Raw genomic sequence first — 20,153 nt, 5'->3', positions numbered from 1 at the left:
AGAAAATGATAGTAATCGAGAGGAACTAACGTCACATGAATGTAAACAGTGTAGAAGCACACACAATCAAAGCAATGATAGTAGAAAAGAAAAATAATCACAAAGTAGAAGTACCCATGTCCGAACAAAAAGTAGTGGAAGCAAAAGAATTAATAATGAGTTCAGAAGTATTGGAACTTGTTAATAGCACTCATTCAGTAGAAGGGCATTTACAAAAATGGCGAGGTACTACTCGTTAATACATAAGTTTAAATTACATAACCGGCACAATTCTTGAAAAAAGAATTGTGCTTTTTTTAGATAAACTAGTTATCGAACATTTATTTTAGTTAACAATTGAGCGGTTATATAGATTGCTATTACCAATGAACAGTTTAGAAGGAGTTAGACCATACTTTATTGAAATAAAAGAGATGAAAGTATGTATGGGGGTACGAGATGAAATTGAAGAAAAGTTTATTATTTTCTATTATTGCATTTGCATTAACAGTAGTAGTAATTACTTGTAGTTTAGTTATTCAAAATGTAGGTTCCGTCAATCAAATATTTTTTCCAATGGTTACAGCTATTGTGGATTCGTCAGATGGAATGGAAGAGTGGGAACGTATAAGTTTTAACGCCCAAAAAGACATGACCTATAATAGCATTTTTTGGAGAAAGGAAGTTACGAATGACGCAAACAGTGCAGGTAATATACTCATGAGGGTAAAAGATATAAATGGAGAAATAGTAGTAAATGAATTTCAGATAACACCTGGAAAAAGTGCGAAATTAGAAGGGCTTAAGAATGGTGAAAAATATTTCTTTGAGATTAAAGCTGCAAAAGGAAGGTTTTTCATTAATGCTACATGAGAAATAGGCTCTCAACTAGTAGCTTGATACACAGAATTAGATTTCCGCAATCATGCACTTTTCGTAAAAAGATAAGTGCTTTATTCAATTATAGAGTTATATAGTGGATAACATTAGTTAATAATCACTGGAGGAGTTCAACATGTTTAAAGCTGTATTATTTGATTTAGATGGAACGTTACTGAATCGCGATAAGTCAGTAGATTTTTTTATTAACCACCAATATGAAAGACTGAATAAGATACTTTCTCATATTCCAAAAGAGCAGTATGTTTCACGATTTATTGAACTTGATAATCATGGATATGTTTGGAAAGATAAAGTGTACCAACAACTTATTGAGGAGTTTAATATATGTTCAGTAACTTGGGAAGAACTTCTCGAAGATTATTTGGATAATTTCAAACACCATTGTATAGGATTTCCTCATATTCATAAAATGCTGGAGGAGTTGAAAAATAATAAAATCGCTTTAGGTATGATTACAAATGGATATGGTCAGTTCCAAATGGACAACATTAAAGCTTTGAATATTGTAAGTTATTTTGATGTAATTTTAGTATCCGAATGGGAAGGGATCAAGAAACCTGATCCCCAAATCTTTATAAACGCATTAGAAAAATTAAATGTCGAACCATCAGAGAGTCTATTTATTGGAGACCATCCTGATAATGATGTGAAAGCTGCTCAAAATGTAGGGATGGCTAGTATTTGGAAAAAAGATGATCAATGGACTGATGTAAAAGCTGATGCAATAATTGATGATTATTTAGAACTTCCTCAGCTATTAAAGAATTTAAGCAGTAACAAAAATTGCAATACATATAGCTTGCTCAAATAAGGGTTTGTACAAAGTAAATCAATAATACTAACAGAGCGTGAATACTATAGAAATTAGGCACATTTTATAAAAAGAAATGTGCCTTTTCTGTTGTGGTTGCATACTAGTGAAAACGATAAATATGAACGATCGAGTTAAGGTGCCTTATGGAAGATATATTCTCATATAGTTTATAAATCTTAGAATATCCTGGTTTTGAAAATGTTTAAATGAAAAAAATATCGGGCAACTAAGGTATAAGTTAACAAATTCAAACAAAAAGGAGCATTCATTATGACACAAACTTCGTATAATAATTTATCGACAACAACAGAAAATGATAATAATGGTAAGCTTTTAAGAGGAATGGTAATCGGGGCAGTTATCGGTGGTGCGCTTTCAATGCTTGACTCAACTACTAGAAATAAAGTTACTGAGACAACAAAAAATATGAAGGATTCAACAATGGATATGTACAGCCAAGTCAAAAACAATCCTTCAGAAGTAAAGGATGACTTGCAAGAGCGACTGAAATCCGCTTCGTCTGTATTAAAAGAAGCGATAAGCGATGCTCAAAACCTTTATGAAAAAGTAAACAATAACATTATTCAACCAGTTACTATGGTAACGGAAGAGTCAAGTGAAATTCTTTCCCATGCGAAAGATGCCACAACGGATTTAAAAGATATCGGCGGGAAAGTAAAAGAAGCCGGTGATGAAGTGAAGGGTAGCGGTTATGGGCAAAGCCAAGGTGCTTAGCTTCCGTGAAATTTTAAATGATTAACGTAAAGTTAATTTAGATTTTAAATTCAAAATCGAAAGCATACTCAAAACAAAAATCTCGCATTTTTAGAATTCCTAAAAATGCGAGATTTTATAGTTAACAAAAGTCTGAATCCCTTACTTTTCTGTTAAAAATACCGGATTTGTAAAAGCTTTATGCTTAAAGATTTGATAAATATAAATGAAAGAAACTAGGACTGTAAAGCTTAAACCAATGACAACACCTGTTTCATAAGCAAGCGCAAATCCTTCTGGCGCTACCATTAAGTAGACAAATACTACAGAGGTCATGAATAAGGCTGGTAAACCTGCAATCCAGTGGAACTTGCCTGATTTCAATAAATATGATGTTGCAACCCAAAGCATAACTGTTGCAACCATTTGATTCGTCATCCCTACATAACGCCATAAAAATTGATAATCAATTGTTGATAGGAAAAATGCGGGTGCTGCAACTGCAACTGTTGCTAAAATTGGTGTTGTGCTATTTTTTGAAAAACGAGAGCCTAAAAAGTCTAACACAATCATTCGTGCTGAACGTAATGAAGTATCACCTGTTGTAATTGGTAAAATTACAATCCCTAATATTGCTAAAATACTACCAAATGTACCAAGTAATGCAATTGAAATTTCGTCTACTACACCACCTGCACCAATTTCGGATATTTTTGGTAATAATCCTTCTGTACCGCCATAGAAACTCATACCAGCCGCACACCAGATTAATGCAATGACACCTTCACCAATCATGGCACCGTAGAAGACTTTACGACCTCCCGATTCTTTCTTGATTGTTCTTGAAATTATCGGGCTTTGTGTAGAGTGGAAGCCAGAGATTGCACCACAGGAAATCGTGATCATTAATAATGGCCAAACCGGTAAATCATTCGGATGCATATTAGTTAAAGATACTTCAGGAATCGCAATACCTGAAGTGACTAGTGATATTAACACCGCACCGGCCATAATGATTAATACGGCACCAAATACTGGATAAATACGCCCGATAATTTGGTTGATCGGTAAAATTGCTGCTAATAAGAAGTAGATGAAAATCGCAATAAGTGCTGTCATAAATGTAATTCCTAATTTTGACGAAAGAACTGCAGCAGGTCCTGCAGTAAAGGCAGCTGCTACTAGAACCATTAATACTACTGAAACGATATCAGTGAAGACACGCATTACTTTACCTAAATAACGTTGAACAAGTGCTGGGAATTGTGCGCCTCCATGACGTAATGATAACATCCCTGCAAAATAGTCATGAACGCCACCGGCAAAAATACAACCAAATACAATCCAAATCATTGCAACGGGTCCATACAGTGCACCTGCAATGGCACCGTAAATAGGTCCAAGCCCTGCGATATTTAATAATTGAATCATCCATCCCTTCCAGGCAGGCATGGGCATATAATCTAAATTATCAGCTTTTGTATAAGCTGGGGTCGGCGTTGCATCATTAACAATAAACACCTTTTCAATAAACTTTCCATAGACGATATATCCTACTATTAATAGAGTGATAGAACCAAGAAGTGTGTACATATATCTTCCTCCAATATTTCTGATAACTCAAATTATAGTAAGGGAAGACTACGTTTGTAAACTAAATTTTTAGAAAATTCAGTATAAGTATCGAATGAAAGTGTAAATATGCAAATAAAATATAGATAAACACACTTTATGTAGTGAAAACTGTTATATAAAAATATAATAAAAATCAAATAATTTTGAATGGAGATTGATAGATGCTCATAATAAATTGATAAAAATGGAAATTAACTATTAAAGTTTCCAGTGATAATGGAAAATTCACAAATACCTTTTTTGAAAATGGCTGTATTTCAGATCCTGAAAGCACAGGTCACAGATAAGTAATTAGACAAAAACAAGAGCATTAACCCGATGAAGGTTAATGCTCTTTCTATTAGAAATAGCTTTTATTCAGGAATATAAGGTAATTCTAAGTCGTTTGGCAGGTTGATGACATGAGTTTCTGTATAAGATTTGATACCATCTAATCCGTATTCACGACCTACGCCTGATTGTTTAACTCCGCCAAATGGGAACCGAACATCCAGCCCTTGAATTGCGGCAGTGTTAATCATCGTTGTACCTGCTTCAATGCGACGAGCCACTTTTATAGCATGTTCTTCTTCTCCCCAAACGGAACTTGTTAGACCGTAAATGCTCTCATTGTGTAATTGAATCACTTGTTCTTCATCATCATATGGAAGGATTGGTACAGTAGGACCAAACTGTTCCTCTACTACGACACGGTCATGTACATCTGCACCTAACACAAGTGTTGGTTGTAAGAAGTAGCCGTTATCCATTAATTCAGGGTTTAGAATTGTTCCTAATGGAATGATTTTTGCCCCTTTATTTTTGGCATCTTCCACTAAACTTTTTACATATTCTACTTGGTTTTTATTATTTACTGGACCAACTGTAACATCTGGATTGAATGGGTCACCTACTTTAATCCATTTGTTTGCGGCTTCAATATATTTTTCAACAAACGCATCATAGATTGAACGGTGGACATAGACACGTTTTGCAATCATACAAATTTGACCAGCTGTGAGGAAGTTGGCAATAACCATTCTTCGTAAGGCACGTTCATCGTTAACATCAAAATCATTTAATACGATTGCTGCATCATTACCGCCAAGTTCCAGGGTCATTTTTTTAATCGTTTCAGATGCGGCTTTCATAATATGTTTAGCCGTATTTGTCCCACCTGTGAAAGCGATTTTGGCAACTTTCGGGTTGGATGTAAGTTCAATTCCAACTTCTGCATCACCATTAACTAAGTTCAGTACACCTGCAGGGAATTCGTCAGCAATAATTTCGGCTACACGACTTACCGCTAAAGGCGCGAATGGACTTGGTTTTAATACCATCGTATTACCTGTTAACAAAGCAGGAGCAATTTTAATTGTGGAAAGGGAAATCGGGTAGTTCCAAGGTGTAATCGCAGATACAACACCGATTGGGTCATGAGTAATGATTGTTCGACCTGTTTCATGTTTGCGATCCTCAGGAGCTGTCACTTTTTTCACGTTTTCTACTGCGAATTCCATCCACATAAGAGAAACAGCGATTTCCCCTTGAGCATCATATAACGCTTTCCCATGTTCGCGTGATAATAACTCAGCAATTTCAGGCGTTGCATATTTTAACTTCTGAATGGCACGTTGCATTCTTGCGATACGATCTTCAACATCACTCCAAGCCCAAGTTTTAAAGGCTTCGTATGCTGCATCAATTGCCTGAATTGTTTCCTCTCTCGTATTATTTGGAGCGTATCCAACAATTTGATCAGGGTGTGTTGGATTTTCACGCGTAATTTTTTTATCTGTTTGTATTTTTTCGCCATTAATAATAGCGTTAACTGTAATTGGTGCTTTATTCATATTAAACCCCTCCGAATAGTGAGAATAACTTTCAATTCCTATATTATTCCTATTTAAATGTTTCTTCAAGAAAGATGCTCATGCTAAAAATCGATATAATTAATATCGATACCGGTAGTCTGTATCAAAAACTTACAAGAAAGCATTCAATGAGCTTTATTCTTCTCCGCACGCATTCTTTTTATACAAAGGTAGTTTTTAGGAATGCTTAAATTATTCCCGTTTTGAAGCTCTTTCATCTGCTAATTGCACATAAATCCAATTATTTGTGGAAGGCTATTTTCATGTGGAGGTGTAGAAATGGGGAAAAAGGCGTCGAGTGCTAACGAGGAACAAGCAAATCTTACTTGGTGGCAATTATCGCTTATTGGAGTAGGTTGCACGATTGGTACAGGGTTTTTCCTTGCATCAGGTATAGCAATTAAAATGACAGGTCCTTCTGTTATCATAGCCTTTATAATGGCTGCTACTGCAACGTATCTTGTATTTGAGGCACTTGCTAAAATGATTGCATCGGATCCACAGAAAGGATCTTTCCGTACCTATGCTAAAAAAGCATATGGACGTTGGGCGGGTTTTAGTAGCGGTTGGGTTTACTGGTGTTCAGAAATCTTAATTATAGGCAGTCAACTTACCGCAATTTCATTATTAACTAAGTTTTGGTTTCCTGCTATTAAATTGTGGATATTCGCAGTAATTTATGCGGTTCTCGGTCTCATTGTTCTTTTTATAGGTGCAAAAGCATTTGGAAAATTGGAAAGCGTATTTGCTGTAATGAAAATTGCAGCTATTTTTATGTTTATAATCATTGCAATTTTAGCGCTGACAGGGGTAATTGGCGGAAATTCAACCCCTGATATCCCGCAATCCGTGAATGAATTTTTCCCGAAAGGCTTCATTGGATTTTGGAGCGCTCTTATATTCGCGTTTTATGCGCATGGCGGGATTGAAGTAATGAGCATAATGGCAATCCATCTTAAAAATAAAGAGGATGCACCTAAATCGGGAAAAGTGATGTTAGGGCTACTTGGAGTCATTTATGTAACGGCACTATCTTTAGCTCTATTACTGAAGCCATTTAATAAGTTCAAGGAGAGCAAAAGCCCGTTTGTTGAGGCTTTATCAAGTGTCCATAATATTGAATTTTACCCGCATGTATTTATTGCAGCTATTATTATTGCGGGGTTTTCAACAATGTCTGCATCTTTATTTTCGGTTACGACAATCCTTGTGACAATTTCTGAGGATGGAGATGCTCCTAAATTCTTTAGTAAACAGAAGAAAAAGAAGCTTAAAATGCCACTACCTGCAATTGCTTTAACAACTTTGGGGCTTGTACTTTCTATCATTACGTCTTTATTACTGCCTGACAAAGTATACGAATATATAACGACTGCTGCGGCATTAATGCTGCTTTACAATTGGCTGTTTATTTTAGTCATGTACCCGAGGTTGGTTGAGACGACTACTTTCGATAAAGTGAAAAGAATTATTGGAATAGTACTAATCTGTTCGGCGGTTAGCGGAACTTTATTTCATCAGACGAGTCGTCCAGGCTTTTTTATCAGTTTAGTATTTCTTGCAGTAATAGGAAGTATCGTCTTTTTTATGCGAAAACGATGGAAGAAGGAAGAAGCTCAAAATAATGCTTGATAAGCCTGAATCCCAAAGTAAATCCCAAACCCGATCATTGCAAGCGATGAGATGATGGAAATTATATTTATGAACCCGGTAGATAATATTTTGCGGGCTCCACTGGAGATAGCTGCCATTGTCGTATCCCACAACATGATTCCAAGGATGACGGCAAGGCTATTAATCAGTATTTGATTATCCGTACTGATTTTGAAGGATTCTGCAAGAACTGAACCATAGATACCGAGCCAAAAAAGGATAGTGAGCGGATTCAACAGTGACATGAGAAAGCCTGTTAATAAGGAATGTCTAAGGCGCGTAGTTTTTTTGTTGGATTTTATAGCTAGCTCAATTTTATGCAGAGAAAGTAGATTTTCGATCCCGGTATATATAAGAACAAAACAGCCAAATGACCAAAGAAATACTTTTACCGGGGAGTATTCAATTACTTGGCCAATCCCGAAATAAACCATTATCATGTACAAAATATCAGCTGTTAAAGCACCGATACCAAAAATAAGTGCATGAAAAAAACCGTTTTTTATTCCTGTATCGAGCTGCGCTGCGTTGACTGGACCGATCGGCGCAGCTAATGATACACCTAAAAAAATGTAAGCAGCTATTGAGTTCAAAAATAGCCCTCCTTAAATTGATGTCTGTGCATCTTATTCAAAGAGACGGACTCGTACAACTCTAAAGCTGAATTTTATTTAAAGAATTAAGCAGCCCTTTACCAGTGGGAAAGGGCTGCTTCGTTTATACATAAATGTCGAGGTGCCTTTTTTATCTCAAAAACCTGACCATTAAAGATGTTCGTGAAAATGAAAAAATACAATCCCCCCTAAGGGAGACTGTATTAGTAATATTACTTATTATTGTTGTTATTTTTATTTTTCTTATTAAGGTTATTGTTGTTATTGTTGTTGCGGTTATTTTGGTTTTGATCATTTAAATTGTCGAAGTTGAAATCTTCACCGAATTCAAATTCATTATTATTGTTGTTATTGTTGTTGTTATTTCGCTGACGTTTAATATTAAGTTTATTATTTTCCACAGCTGCTCACCTCCTTAACAAAAGTTAGAATGGCTTAAACAGCTATGAAAAATACCCGAAATTCCGTTGAAAGTTTTTCCTGCGAATGGATAGATCCTATTTACAATCGCAATTATGCATACAAACAAATGTTCCTGTATAGAATAGAAATAGCGGTATATCCATCAACCAGTAAAGCGAGTGGTCTATATGCATAAAGAATTCATGAAGCTTAGCGATGATATTCACCGGTACATTGTACTGGAATTATTTTTGAAAACACTTGAGCGTGATAGAGATTGCATTTCTGAATTAAAAATGAAGGACGTGCTGGAAGAGTGGTACGATAACAAAATTAATGAAACCTTTCATGAATTTAAAAAGCTAAGGGACTTTTTATATAAGAAAGGATGTAAAATTGAAAAACAGAAATCTGATGATTATATGACCTATTATTTTATTTTGTTTAGAGGATACGATGAAACGAGAAGCTACGGAAACATTGCTTTACGCAACTGGGTGAGTGAGGAAATGAAACGTATATTAGGAATGAAGTATCTAACACCGGCCGATAGAAAGTAAAGGCTACAATGTATTTTACCTTAAGATGATTATTACTTTTTATATAGGGTAGATATATTAACCGAAAAGAGATTTTATAGATATCGGTTTCAACAATGAGGAGCGATTCTTCAGATAATGTTGCCAAGTATATTATAATGAATAGATTATCCGATTTAAATTATTAAATAAGGGGTGTTTTTTTGGTCAGTAAAATAATGTTGGACGACAGAGTAATTCAATTGAGTAATTTTGAAGAAGAAAAAGAAAAAGGACTTTATACAGTTTCAGTCACTTTTGATGTAACAAGTGAAGATTATCATGATATTGCAACGTTGCTTTACAACGGAACATTTGACGTGAAGATTCCTGAAAAAGATATAATGTTTAGAGGAACAATTTATAACTACTCCACTTCCATTACAAATTTGTATGAAAAAGATCAGGTAGGACAATATAAATTAACCTTAGTGGAAGAAAAGGGCTGAAAAATAATATGAAATTAAGCATTTTGGATCAATCACCGATCTCTTCAAATCAAACTCCACAAGATGCTTTAAATTGGTCATTGAAATTAGCGCAGGCAGGAGAGAAATTCGGATATACAAGATATTGGATTGCCGAACACCATGATTTATCTGGACTGGCATGTCCTGCTCCAGAAGTGATGCTAAGCTATATAGGAGCTAACACGAATCGAATTCGTATTGGATCGGGTGCAGTTCTGTTGCCTCATTACCGACCATACAAAGTTGCTGAAATCTTTAATACGTTAGCGACACTATTTCCTAATCGTATTGATTTAGGGATTGGACGAGCACCAGGTGGATCTTCTGAAGCGATGACAGCTTTGTCCGGTAACTTTATAAAAAATGTCGGGAGCTTTCCTTCCTTACTGAGAGACTTACTACATTTTTTAGATGATGATTTTCCGACAGAGACCGAATATTCAAAGCTATCGGCTTCTCCAATACCTGAAAATCCGCCAATCCCTTGGCTTCTTGGCACTGGTAAAAAAAGTGCTGTACTTGCAGCAGAAAATGGTGTGCCGTATACTTTCGGTTATTTTATGAGCGATGAAGATGGAACAGCTATTATTAAGGACTATATTGATAGCTTTCGCCCAAGAAAAGATGGGGAAACACCACAAGTCATCGTTACAGTTAACGTTATTTGCGACGAGACAACTGAAAAAGCAGTAGAAGTTGCAGCAAGCTATCTCATCTGGTTGTTACAAATGGAAAAGGGGGAACGCAAACAAGGGGTCCCTTCTATAAATGAAGCAAAGCAGTATGAACTAACGGAAAAAGATCAAGAGACATTGGAAAGAGTTAGACAAAAATTAATTATTGGCAATCCTCAAGAAGTGAAACAAAAATTATTTGAGTTAAAAACTAAATACCACGCAGATGAAATAATGATTAATACGATTACACATTCACCACAAGACCGGATTCGATCCTATGAACTTATCGCGAAAGAAATATTTTAAAAGGCGATAGGAAGAAGAGCTAAAATGATGGTAAACGAAACCTCCTATATATTTTACATAAATAATGAACCATCACACATTCTATATACAGGAGGTGGGAATATGGGGAAGAAAATTTCGAAGGCGAAGCATGGAAAAACAGGAGCCGAACTAATAAGTGAAGCTTTTGGCATGACCAAAAACGATAGCGAAGCTTTATTAGCACAGGCATCGGAAGTTCAAACTACAGATATTCCTTTAGGGAAAGAACATGTATATGCAAGGGATAGTACAACAACAACTTTGAACAACCTACATGAAGATAACACATCCGCCATTTTAGATCGAAATGGGCCAAGGTAATTATTGTAAGTAAATGCATAGTGACTTAAGGCAATTCTTCCTTTAAAGTAACTCTAACCTTTAAAATTCCTTAAATTAAGAGCTTTTGCTTTTAATTTGAGGGATTTTTTAATTTTAAAACATTCGTTATATTTTATAAATCCGCATTAAATACTTCAAACTACTAAAAGCAAGATACCCTACGAAATTATTTCGTAAAGTACCTTGCTCGATTTAATATGTTGTATTAAACTACTTTAACTTTTTGTTCCGATTTTGCCAGGACTAGATATCCTATTGCAGCAAATGCTGATAAGAAGGCGACAACTGTATAAGACCAGAACCACCCAAATTGGTCAGCCAGGATTGGCATTAACCAGTTTGAACCCATGTTTCCGAGTAAATATGCTGTAACACCTACAAAGCCAATAGCAGTACCTGCAACATTTAAAGGTACAAAGTCAATTGTTAAAATGTTGACAATTAATTGTGGTCCATAAATCAAAGCGCCTAAAACTCCACAAACGATTAGGAATAATGCGAAATTCGTCACCCCATCGCTAACTAATCTTTCATATATAAAGACGAATAGGACCATGGCAAACAATCCGATTGCTCCAATTTTAGCCATTTTGTTCGGGTATTTAACCGCTAACCATGCAAAGATAAGTGAACCCGGAATCGCAATCCATTCGAGAACGGAAACGGCCAACTGCGCTCTTGTAGCTGACAGGTTTCCAACTTCACTTAAATAAATTGGCATCCAGTCCGCAATACCGAAACGAAGAAAATATAAAGCGATATTGACTGCAGCTACAAGTAAAATCAGCGGGTTGGTAAAAACATATTTCCAGATTAATTGCCAGTAAGTTAGTCCTGTTTTTTCTTCTTCCGTTGCAATGTTTGTGTGAGCAGCGTCACCATACATTGTACTTAAAGAATCCAGACCTTCCGACTCTGGGCTATCCCCGCCGTAACGCCAGCATATATAGGCAAAGAACAACACAAGTAATGCAGGAACCAAGAAAGCCATGAAAACATTTCCGGTTTCAGGAACAACCAGTCCCATACTAGTTAATGCCACTATGATTAAAGGCAGTAAAGCCCCACCGACATTTTGTGAAATATTCCAGCCCGCAATTGCCGCTCCTCGGGATCTATTTGAATAATAATTAGCAAGCATCATTTGAGAAGCAGGGGCTAAGGCACCTTGTACAACTCCGCTCAATACGAGCAGAATACCTAAAACTGCAATAGATGTATTAAAGAAGCCAATAAGGATGGCAATTAAGGCACTTGAGCCTAAACAGATTGAGAAAAGTTTTCTAATACTTACCCGGTCTCCTAATGCTCCCATATAAAATTTGGCTAATCCGTAAGAAATCGTTAAGCAGGAAAGCAATAAAGCAATATCTGTTTTCTCCCAACCATTTGTCACCATGATACTGTTTGACATTAGCTTGAAATTATTTCGCACAAGATAAGCACATACATAACCTAAAAATGCAATTAGGAAAATTATTTTCCGACGAAAAAGATAGTGTGCAAATTTTTCGGTGTTTTGTTCCTGGTATACTGATACCATATTAAACCACTCCAATACTGTAATTTTTAATTTTTCATTTACTTACTAGAAAACTTATTTTGCTTTGGCAATATGTAATAGATTCCTTCCCTTGCATTTTGAAAGCGCTTTAAAAATAGTAGACTCAAATGTTTTTTGTAAACCTATTATCTTATTATTCAAACTTTTTAACTATCAGTAGATATCCTATTCTTTATAAGAAAATTATCTTTAAATTGTCAGAAAATATCCTACAATTCGTCTCTGAAACTAAAAATAACGCTCAATAAGAAAATAAGCTTATGATATAATAGTAAAAATTAATTACTGGAAAAAAGTTAAAACTGTGAATAACTGCTAAAGAAACCGCACCAGAGAGGGATATTATGAGAAAAATATATATGGCTATTCCTATTATAGTACTGATGATATTATTACTAGGCTGCAAATCAAACCCTTCAACCTATCAAATTGTCTTTTCAGAATATGAAGAGACATCAACGATAATAAAAGAAGATAAAAAAGATCCGATACGCTTAGCTATTTCGAGTGTGCTTTCTCCGACAGATACGATTGTTTATTATCGGAAAATAGTAAATTATATTGGTGAAAAACTTAACAGGCCAACCATTTTAATTCAGCGTAGAAGCTATAATGAAGTGAGCAATCTCATGATGAATGGAGGAGCTGATATCGCACTGCTTCCAACAGGTGCTTATATTACATATGGAGCAAACGGAGGATTTGAAGGGATTGCAACTCAGGAAAGGTTTGGCAGCCCGTATTATTATGGTTACATAATTGCAAAGAGTGAAAGTAGTTTCTCATCAATTGATGATCTGGAAGGCAAAGATATTGCATTTTATGACCCTTCGAGTTATTCGGGGTATTTATTTATTGAAGAAGAGTTGGAGGACTTAGGGAAAGATATAGAAAGTTTTTTCGGGAGACATATTTATACATATAGCCATGAAGGTTCCATCAATGCTGTATTAAATAATATTGTTGATGCTGCAGCTGTAAACTCTCTAGTTTTTAAAACGATGAAAAATGAAAATCCGAAACAATTCGAAACGTTAAAAATTATTGGGGAATCAATGCCATTAGGTACCGGACCGGTAGTTATCAGCAGTAATCTAGCTGAGGAAGATAAGGAAATTATAAAAGAAAGCTTTCTTACGATGCACGAACAGGAATCTATGAAACAAGTAATTCAAGGTTTATATATTGACCGCTTTATCCCGTTCGACTCGGAATATTATGAGGTACTTTATGAACTGGATAAATAATTTTAAAATAAACCATAAAATTCTTGCAGCAATCATGGGCTCTTTACTTTTCCTTACCAGCATTTTCATGTGGATCATATGGGATTCACTTACAAATATAATGACGGAGGATCTTGCGAAACGCGGTGCCAATATCGCTAAAAATATTGCAGAAACAAGCTCGGATTATATTCTCTTTGATGACCAGTACTCGGTGGATAATCTGATTAATGAAACAAAAAAGATTGATCAAGAAATTCGCTATATTTTAGTTTTTGACAGCAGTCAAATGCTTTATGCCCACACATTTACGGATTCTAAGACCCTGCCGAAAGGAATCGTAAATGCTCATACACCAAAGGGGATTACCCAGCAAGATTATTCGATTTTAACCTCGGATGAAGGTCATATCCATGATGTCATTGTCCCGATAGAAGAAGGTGGAGTTGGTTATGTCCGGGTGGGGATGTCGGAAGAAAGATCGTTGGAATATATTTATTCCAGAATAATGAAATTAATCATCGCGACAATATTGGTCTCAATTGGCGCTTTGGGTATGGCTTATTTTGCTACCCGTAAGATAACGAAACCAATCAACACCTTAGTTGATGTAGCATTAGGAATATCGGCGGGTAACCTAACCTTAAGAGCAGAAGATACTAAGAATGATGAAATCGGAAAATTGGCACAGGCCTTTAATGAAATGACGGATCATCTCATGAATTCAAATAATGAAGTTGACTATTTACTTAAGGAATTGCAACAAAAGGATTTATTGCGTGATAAATTGATTTCGAAGTTATTATCTGCTCAAGAGGATGAGCGAAAAAGAATTTCTCGTGAACTCCATGATGAGACAAGTCAGGCGCTCACTTCATTGATGGTAACAATGAGAATTATGGCAAATGAGGCGAAAGATATTGAGCAACGTGAGCTACTTTATACAAGCAGAGATATAGCTGCCGGAATATTAAAACAAATAAGGAATCTGGCAGTTGAATTGCGTCCACCGATTCTTGATAAAATGGGGCTGGTTTCAGCAATAAAGAATTATGCGAGAAATTATGAGGAGAAATACAACATCCAAACTGTTTTATCTGTTCCCGCTACTGACGTCACACTAGCAGAAGATGTTACGCTGGCAATATACCGAATTGTTCAAGAAAGTTTAAATAATGTAGTAAAACATACGAAAGCAACTGAAATTATGATCGGCTTGGAAATTAAAGACGAATGGGTTAATTTGACGATAAATGATAATGGTCATGGAGTTCATGAAACCGATTTTGAAAAAGCCAAGCAACAAAATAGAATTGGCATTCATGGAATGAAAGAAAGGGCCGAGCTACAGGGAGGGACATTTCTTATTAAAACAAACTTGATGGGAGGAACAGAAATTTCCGTTTCAGTGCCATTAAAATAGAAAGAAGTGGTTATATTGCAACAAAATCTAAAAAAAGAAATCAGTATTATGTTAGTTGATGATCATGCCATTCTTATATCGGGCTTAAAACTTTTACTTCAAAAGCGTACTTACTACCATGTGGTGGGAGTGGCTGATGATGGATATAAGGCCATTGAACTATATAATGAATTAAAACCTGATATTTTGATTCTTGATATTTCTTTGCCCGGTATGGATGGGCTGCAGGTACTGAAAAATATAAAAGCACAGCATGAACATGCAAAAGTGATTATTTTGACAATGTACGAAGACGAAGAATATGTTTCATTAATTATGAATGCGGGGGCATCAGGTTACGTGCCGAAAGTAGCTGTGGACGAAGAATTATATTCGGCCATTGAGACCGTTATGGACGGCTATATATATTTACGTCCAAAGGAAATGACTTCCATGATGAAAAATAAGCAGAAAGAAGAAAATGTTCACAAGATGTATTCTACATTAAGTCTGCGTGAACGAGAGGTATTACAGTTGATTGTAAAAGGGTATTCATTAACAGAAATTGCAGGAGAACTACTGATCAGTATAAAAACAGTAGACACGCATAAAACAAGGATTTTTAATAAATTAAACATTAGCAAAAAAAGCGAACTCGTTGAATTTATAATTAAACATAATCTGATTGAATTATAGGGGCAAATTATAGGTATCTCTTTTTCGGTACACTTTTGTTTATAAAACGTGAAAAAAACTATATCTAAAGATTATTTGGTCCGAAATTTGTGAATAAGAAAAGGAAGGTTATATGAAAGATTGCCAGTCCCGCAAACATTGCGTTTGCGGGACTATTACATTAAGGATCTCGAGAAATGCTAACTGAGTATTAAAATACCCTATATAAACAAAAACAATATTCCTATAAAAATTCGGTAAAACTAATTCGACAATTACTAAAAGTTTTAAAGTGACCTATTTTATCAAAATAGAATTTTCTCAGAATAATTTTCCGATCTTTGAATATAAACTGATAAATACGGGTATAAAGCATAATGGTTGGTTAAAATTTTTATATCAGTGTTTATTTGTAATGTATTTTAGAGGAGGTTTTATTGTGGCAGAGAACAAAGACAAAAATGTTGGGAAAAAAGAAGATGGGGAACGTGAAATTCTAACTACTCGTCAAGGACACCCTGTAAGAGACAACCAGAATATCCGTACAGTGGGCAACCGAGGACCAGCAACTTTAGAAAATTACCACTTCATTGAAAAAATTTCACATTTCGATCGTGAAGAAGTACCTGAACGTGTAGTGCATGCACGTGGTACAGGTGCTTTCGGTTATTTTGAAACTTACGGCAAGGTTGGAGATGAGCCGGTTGAAAAATATACCCGCGCCAAAGTCTTTTCTGGTGCCGGAAAACAAACGCCTCTTATGGTGCGTTTCTCTACAGTGGCAGGTGCAAAGGATTCGCCTGAGACTGCACGCGACCCACGCGGTTTTGCGGTGAAAATGTATACGGAAGATGGTAACTGGGATCTTGTAGGGAACAATTTAAAGATTTTCTTTATTCGTGATGCGATGAAGTTCCCTGATATGATTCACGCATTTAAAGCAGATCCGGCTTCCAACGTACCGAATCCTCAACGTATGTTTGACTTTGTTTCACGTTCACCGGAAGCGACGCATATGATTACATTCCTATTTTCACCATGGGGTATTCCAGCGACATACCGCCATATGCAAGGATCAGGTGTTAACACATATAAATGGGTTAATGAAGAGGGGAAAGCTGTACTTGTAAAGTATCACTGGGAGCCAAAACAAGGCATCCGTAACTTGACACAAGAAGAGGCAAACTCCATTCAGGCTACGAATGTAGGACATGCTACTCAGGACTTGTATGAAGCAATTGAACGTGGAGAGTATCCAGAGTGGGAGCTGTTCGTCCAAATTATGGAGGACGACTATCATCCGGAACTGGACTTTGATCCGCTTGATGATACAAAACTTTGGCCGGAAGATAAGTTCCCTTGGCTGCCTGTAGGTCGTATGGTGCTTAATCGCAACCCGGAAGACTTCCATGCAGAAATCGAACAGGCTGCATTCGGTACGGGTGTTCTAGTAGACGGTATGGATTTCTCAGATGACAAAATGCTTCAAGGTCGTACGTTCTCTTACTCAGATACACAGCGTTACCGTGTCGGCGCAAACTATTTAAAATTGCCAGTCAACGCACCTAAAGTACAAGTTCGTACTAATCAGCAGCGTGGTCAGATGGATACGCGTGATCCGAAAGAATCCGGTGATAACCCACATATCAATTATGAACCGTCTATGATTGGTGGCTACCGTGATGCAGGGGATAAAGCTTATCCACCACATCAGCCATCTTATAATGCGTCATTAATGAGTGAGCCTATTGACCGCCCGAATAACTATGGTCAAGCAGGTGAAACATACCGCAGCTTTGAAGACTGGGAACGTGATGAGCTCATTAATAACTTATCGGATGCTCTTGCAATCTGTGACCCGCGCATTCAGGAAGCGATGTACAATCACTTTACACAGGCTGACGAAGATTACGGCCGCCGTGTGAAGGAAGCGACTGAAAAGAAAATGAAAGAAATCGAAAAGATGGCTAAGGAAGGTAAATTACCAGGCCGGGAATCAGGCATTTCCAAATATGGTCAAGGCACGATCGCTGCAAATGAAGCTACAAAAGATGCAGTGAAGAAGAGCCATGAGGCAGACCCTTATTAATCATTATAAAGTACAGCCTTAAAGGTTGTTACAATACAAAAGACTTAAGTCCGGTATCCCACCAGGCTTAAGTCTTTTAACTTGCTCTTAATCAGCAGAAGTGAAAAGGAGGAGCATGCTGGTGGAGGTCTCTCATTAGTAGGAAGAAATGTGGAATTAAAGTTGATAAATACCGTACTTAAAAATTGCCTATATAATATAATTTGAAAATGGTAATATTAGGATATTAAAGTTGATAATCAAACTCGTTTAGAAGGAAGTGGATTTTAGTTGGATAGCATAATATTTGATCTAGATGGAACTCTCTGGGATCCGATTGACACAGTACTTAGTGCTTGGAATAGCGTAATAAGAAACAATAAACAAATAATCAATGAATTAACCAGGGAAGATTTTGAAGGTACGATGGGATTACAGATGAACGAAATAAGTAGAAAGCTCTTTCCTGCTTTAAGTTATACGGAACGGCAACAACTAGTAAATGCTTGTTGCGAATTAGAAAAATCTTTCATAGATAAATATGGCGGGGTCCTCTATCCAAATGTAGAGAATGTCCTAAAAGAGCTTTCTCAAAAGTATAAACTATATATTGTTAGTAACTGCCAAGATGGCTACATAGAATCATTTTACAAATATCATAAACTTGAAAAGTATTTTTTGGATTTTGAAAGCCATGGAAGAACTGCCATGTCAAAAGGTGAAAATATTAAATTAGTGATTGATAGAAACAACTTATTAAATCCGGTTTATGTAGGTGACACGGAAGGGGATTTAAATGCAGCCAGATATGCAGAAATTCCATTTATATTTGCTAAATACGGATTTGGGCAAGTAAGTCAATATGATAATAAAATTGAAAGTTTGGATGAACTTTTAAATATTTTCTAGTGAAAGAATTCAAAAAAGATTACATTAAGGATAAGGCTAAATTTGGCAGATGAAATCTTGTTAACCCTTATACTTACAGCAGTGCAATAATTATCAAAAAATTCTTTTTCCCTTCCGTATACTTAGTCTTGAGGTGAGCAGTTATGTATAGTGAAATCGTCCAAAAAATCGTGGATACATTAGAGGAGAACCTATTAACAACGTGGCAGTTGGAGCATTACGCAGAAAAGATCGGTTATTCGAAATTTTATTTGACGCGGCAGTTTAAAAAAGAAACGAGTTTAACGATTGGTGAGTACATTCGTAAAAGACGCCTTGCCATATCTGCTTTTCTATTGCTTCATACGGACTACACAATCCTTGATATTTCGTTTGAATGTCAATTTCAATCACAAGAAGCTTTTACACGTGCTTTTAAAGAGCTATACAGAATGCCACCCGGAAAATATCGCAATATGATGCGTTCTTTATACCAAAAGGAGGAAAATGAAATGGCAACAGTAAATGAAATAAAGGGTTGGATTTTAACAGGGACAAATCCATCGCTTTATGGGATGAAAGCAGATCATGAAATATTCCATACGGGCTCAAAATCTGGTTATCTTAGATCTAATGGTCCTGTTGAAGAAGGTCAATTTGGGACAATGATGCAAACATTTTCAGCTAAAAAATGGGTTGGTAAACGAATGAAAATGTCATGTTTTATTAAAACAAAAAATGTTATAAAGTGCGGTGTCTGGTGTCGAATTGATTCGAAAAATGGTGATTTACTGCAATTTGATAATATGGACAACCGTTCGATTCATGGAACTACAGATTGGAATTATTATTCAATTGTATTAGATGTACTAGAAGAAAGCGCCTCAATACATTTTGGACTTTTACTAACAGGATCTGGAGAAGCGTGGATTGATGGAATTTCCTTTGAGGAAGTGGACAAATCGGTATCGTCTACTAATATAGCAGGCTCTGCTGGTGAATTACCTCTGGAGCCAGTGAATTTAGGTTTTGATGATTTATGATGCTGCTCGATTTACTATTTGATATTGTTTTTAATATTTATACGTCATTAGGCTTCGGATCAAAGGAATATAAAATTGAATCCAAGATGGAAAAAATTAAATGTGACCATCCGCAAGCCTATGAAATCTATGTACAAAACCAAGTACTATTTGAAACAGATGCAGAGCTAAGTAGAAAGATTTTGGACTTAAATGTAAAAAGCAAATTGGCGGTCAACAACACCGTCAAAGAGATTTACGCACGTTTTGCGGTAACAGTTTAGCAATAATTAGAAACGATTTTCAACAATCGGGAGCTTTCCTGGATAAGGAAATGCTCTTTTGTG

Annotated in this window: 21 protein-coding genes; 16 read left to right on the top strand and 5 right to left on the bottom strand. The window is 36.0% G+C overall.

Features of this window, described 5'->3' with window-relative positions:
* The first annotated feature begins 35 nt into the window (after positions 1-35).
* The 4 genes from MKY51_RS09455 to MKY51_RS09440 all read left to right on the top strand — a co-directional run bounded on the left by MKY51_RS09455 (position 36) and on the right by MKY51_RS09440 (position 2,431).
* Positions 36-239, top strand: a complete 204-nt coding sequence (locus MKY51_RS09455) for a hypothetical protein (RefSeq protein ID WP_339171332.1) — start codon at positions 36-38, stop codon at positions 237-239.
* A gap of 199 nt (positions 240-438) precedes the next feature.
* Positions 439-852 (top strand): hypothetical protein, encoded by a 414-nt coding sequence (locus MKY51_RS09450; RefSeq protein ID WP_339171329.1) that lies wholly within the window; start codon positions 439-441, stop codon positions 850-852.
* A gap of 142 nt (positions 853-994) precedes the next feature.
* Positions 995-1,693: an HAD family hydrolase gene (locus tag MKY51_RS09445; protein ID WP_339171326.1), complete on the top strand. Its 699-nt coding sequence runs from the start codon at positions 995-997 to the stop codon at positions 1,691-1,693.
* 273 nt (positions 1,694-1,966) lie between these two features.
* Positions 1,967-2,431: a YtxH domain-containing protein gene (locus MKY51_RS09440; RefSeq protein ID WP_339171324.1), complete on the top strand. Its 465-nt coding sequence runs from the start codon at positions 1,967-1,969 to the stop codon at positions 2,429-2,431.
* 141 nt (positions 2,432-2,572) lie between these two features.
* Here the strand turns inward: MKY51_RS09440 and MKY51_RS09435 are convergent, their stop codons facing one another.
* Both MKY51_RS09435 and MKY51_RS09430 read right to left on the bottom strand, forming a co-directional pair.
* Positions 2,573-4,003, bottom strand: a complete 1,431-nt coding sequence (locus tag MKY51_RS09435; protein WP_339171321.1) for a carbon starvation CstA family protein — start codon at positions 4,001-4,003, stop codon at positions 2,573-2,575.
* Between the two features lie 395 nt (positions 4,004-4,398).
* The gene (locus MKY51_RS09430) at positions 4,399-5,877 is read right to left on the bottom strand and encodes an aldehyde dehydrogenase family protein (protein WP_339171319.1); all 1,479 of its coding nucleotides are present in this window, start codon (positions 5,875-5,877) and stop codon (positions 4,399-4,401) included.
* A 300-nt stretch (positions 5,878-6,177) separates the two neighbouring features.
* Between MKY51_RS09430 and MKY51_RS09425 the strand changes: the two genes are divergently transcribed.
* Positions 6,178-7,530: an amino acid permease gene (locus tag MKY51_RS09425; protein ID WP_339171316.1), complete on the top strand. Its 1,353-nt coding sequence runs from the start codon at positions 6,178-6,180 to the stop codon at positions 7,528-7,530.
* On the opposite strand, the gene MKY51_RS09420 is transcribed toward MKY51_RS09425, so the two are convergent.
* A complete protein-coding gene (locus MKY51_RS09420; RefSeq protein WP_339171315.1) occupies positions 7,515-8,144 on the bottom strand; it encodes a LysE family transporter in 630 nt (209 codons plus the stop codon). The genes MKY51_RS09425 and MKY51_RS09420 overlap by 16 nt on opposite strands.
* Positions 8,145-8,377: 233 nt before the next feature.
* Complete coding sequence (locus MKY51_RS09415) at positions 8,378-8,566, bottom strand: hypothetical protein (RefSeq protein ID WP_339171312.1); 189 nt, start codon at positions 8,564-8,566, stop codon at positions 8,378-8,380.
* Between the two features lie 189 nt (positions 8,567-8,755).
* On the opposite strand from MKY51_RS09415, the gene MKY51_RS09410 reads away from it, so the two are divergent.
* The 4 genes from MKY51_RS09410 to MKY51_RS09395 all read left to right on the top strand — a co-directional run bounded on the left by MKY51_RS09410 (position 8,756) and on the right by MKY51_RS09395 (position 10,940).
* A complete protein-coding gene (locus tag MKY51_RS09410) occupies positions 8,756-9,127 on the top strand; it encodes a hypothetical protein (RefSeq protein ID WP_339171309.1) in 372 nt (123 codons plus the stop codon).
* Between the two features lie 182 nt (positions 9,128-9,309).
* Entirely contained in the window at positions 9,310-9,594 is a 285-nt protein-coding gene (locus MKY51_RS09405) for a DUF3219 family protein (protein WP_339171306.1), read from the top strand.
* Positions 9,595-9,602: 8 nt separating this feature from the next.
* On the top strand, positions 9,603-10,598 hold the full coding sequence (locus tag MKY51_RS09400) for an LLM class flavin-dependent oxidoreductase (RefSeq protein WP_339171302.1): 996 nt from the start codon (positions 9,603-9,605) through the stop codon (positions 10,596-10,598).
* Positions 10,599-10,700: 102 nt separating this feature from the next.
* Positions 10,701-10,940, top strand: coding sequence for a cAMP-binding protein (locus tag MKY51_RS09395; RefSeq protein WP_339171298.1), 240 nt, complete (start codon positions 10,701-10,703; stop codon positions 10,938-10,940).
* 226 nt (positions 10,941-11,166) lie between these two features.
* Here the strand turns inward: MKY51_RS09395 and MKY51_RS09390 are convergent, their stop codons facing one another.
* Positions 11,167-12,504, bottom strand: coding sequence for an MFS transporter (locus MKY51_RS09390; protein WP_339171295.1), 1,338 nt, complete (start codon positions 12,502-12,504; stop codon positions 11,167-11,169).
* 365 nt (positions 12,505-12,869) lie between these two features.
* Between MKY51_RS09390 and phnD the strand changes: the two genes are divergently transcribed.
* The 7 genes from phnD (at position 12,870) to MKY51_RS09355 (ending at position 20,090) form a co-directional block, all read left to right on the top strand.
* Positions 12,870-13,772, top strand: coding sequence for a phosphate/phosphite/phosphonate ABC transporter substrate-binding protein (gene phnD, locus MKY51_RS09385; protein WP_339171292.1), 903 nt, complete (start codon positions 12,870-12,872; stop codon positions 13,770-13,772).
* Positions 13,756-15,174 (top strand): HAMP domain-containing protein, encoded by a 1,419-nt coding sequence (locus tag MKY51_RS09380; protein WP_339171289.1) that lies wholly within the window; start codon positions 13,756-13,758, stop codon positions 15,172-15,174. Before phnD ends, MKY51_RS09380 begins: the two co-directional genes overlap by 17 nt.
* A gap of 48 nt (positions 15,175-15,222) precedes the next feature.
* On the top strand, positions 15,223-15,849 hold the full coding sequence (locus tag MKY51_RS09375; RefSeq protein WP_339176604.1) for a response regulator transcription factor: 627 nt from the start codon (positions 15,223-15,225) through the stop codon (positions 15,847-15,849).
* Positions 15,850-16,267: 418 nt separating this feature from the next.
* Positions 16,268-17,917: a catalase gene (locus MKY51_RS09370; RefSeq protein ID WP_339171286.1), complete on the top strand. Its 1,650-nt coding sequence runs from the start codon at positions 16,268-16,270 to the stop codon at positions 17,915-17,917.
* A gap of 270 nt (positions 17,918-18,187) precedes the next feature.
* Positions 18,188-18,805: an HAD family hydrolase gene (locus tag MKY51_RS09365; RefSeq protein WP_339171282.1), complete on the top strand. Its 618-nt coding sequence runs from the start codon at positions 18,188-18,190 to the stop codon at positions 18,803-18,805.
* 143 nt (positions 18,806-18,948) lie between these two features.
* Positions 18,949-19,827, top strand: a complete 879-nt coding sequence (locus MKY51_RS09360) for an AraC family transcriptional regulator (protein ID WP_339171280.1) — start codon at positions 18,949-18,951, stop codon at positions 19,825-19,827.
* Complete coding sequence (locus MKY51_RS09355; protein ID WP_339171277.1) at positions 19,824-20,090, top strand: hypothetical protein; 267 nt, start codon at positions 19,824-19,826, stop codon at positions 20,088-20,090. Before MKY51_RS09360 ends, MKY51_RS09355 begins: the two co-directional genes overlap by 4 nt.
* The last annotated feature ends 63 nt before the right edge of the window (positions 20,091-20,153 follow it).

This window comes from Solibacillus sp. FSL R5-0691 (assembly GCF_037974225.1).
GTDB lineage: Bacteria > Bacillota > Bacilli > Bacillales_A > Planococcaceae > Solibacillus.
Note: the sequence above shows the minus strand (reverse complement) of the source record. Positions and strands in the feature narration are given on the sequence as shown.

Coding starts and splice junctions, on each gene's coding strand:
- MKY51_RS09410 (WP_339171309.1), top strand. CDS start 8,756: ATGCATAAAGAATTCATGAAGCTTAGCGATGATATTCACCGGTACATT.
- phnD (WP_339171292.1), top strand. CDS start 12,870: ATGAGAAAAATATATATGGCTATTCCTATTATAGTACTGATGATATTA.
- MKY51_RS09360 (WP_339171280.1), top strand. CDS start 18,949: ATGTATAGTGAAATCGTCCAAAAAATCGTGGATACATTAGAGGAGAAC.
- MKY51_RS09395 (WP_339171298.1), top strand. CDS start 10,701: ATGGGGAAGAAAATTTCGAAGGCGAAGCATGGAAAAACAGGAGCCGAA.
- MKY51_RS09430 (WP_339171319.1), bottom strand. CDS start 5,877: ATGAATAAAGCACCAATTACAGTTAACGCTATTATTAATGGCGAAAAA.
- MKY51_RS09355 (WP_339171277.1), top strand. CDS start 19,824: ATGATGCTGCTCGATTTACTATTTGATATTGTTTTTAATATTTATACG.
- MKY51_RS09375 (WP_339176604.1), top strand. CDS start 15,223: ATGTTAGTTGATGATCATGCCATTCTTATATCGGGCTTAAAACTTTTA.
- MKY51_RS09445 (WP_339171326.1), top strand. CDS start 995: ATGTTTAAAGCTGTATTATTTGATTTAGATGGAACGTTACTGAATCGC.
- MKY51_RS09390 (WP_339171295.1), bottom strand. CDS start 12,504: ATGGTATCAGTATACCAGGAACAAAACACCGAAAAATTTGCACACTAT.
- MKY51_RS09435 (WP_339171321.1), bottom strand. CDS start 4,003: ATGTACACACTTCTTGGTTCTATCACTCTATTAATAGTAGGATATATC.
- MKY51_RS09425 (WP_339171316.1), top strand. CDS start 6,178: ATGGGGAAAAAGGCGTCGAGTGCTAACGAGGAACAAGCAAATCTTACT.
- MKY51_RS09455 (WP_339171332.1), top strand. CDS start 36: ATGAATGTAAACAGTGTAGAAGCACACACAATCAAAGCAATGATAGTA.
- MKY51_RS09450 (WP_339171329.1), top strand. CDS start 439: ATGAAATTGAAGAAAAGTTTATTATTTTCTATTATTGCATTTGCATTA.
- MKY51_RS09440 (WP_339171324.1), top strand. CDS start 1,967: ATGACACAAACTTCGTATAATAATTTATCGACAACAACAGAAAATGAT.
- MKY51_RS09400 (WP_339171302.1), top strand. CDS start 9,603: ATGAAATTAAGCATTTTGGATCAATCACCGATCTCTTCAAATCAAACT.
- MKY51_RS09380 (WP_339171289.1), top strand. CDS start 13,756: ATGAACTGGATAAATAATTTTAAAATAAACCATAAAATTCTTGCAGCA.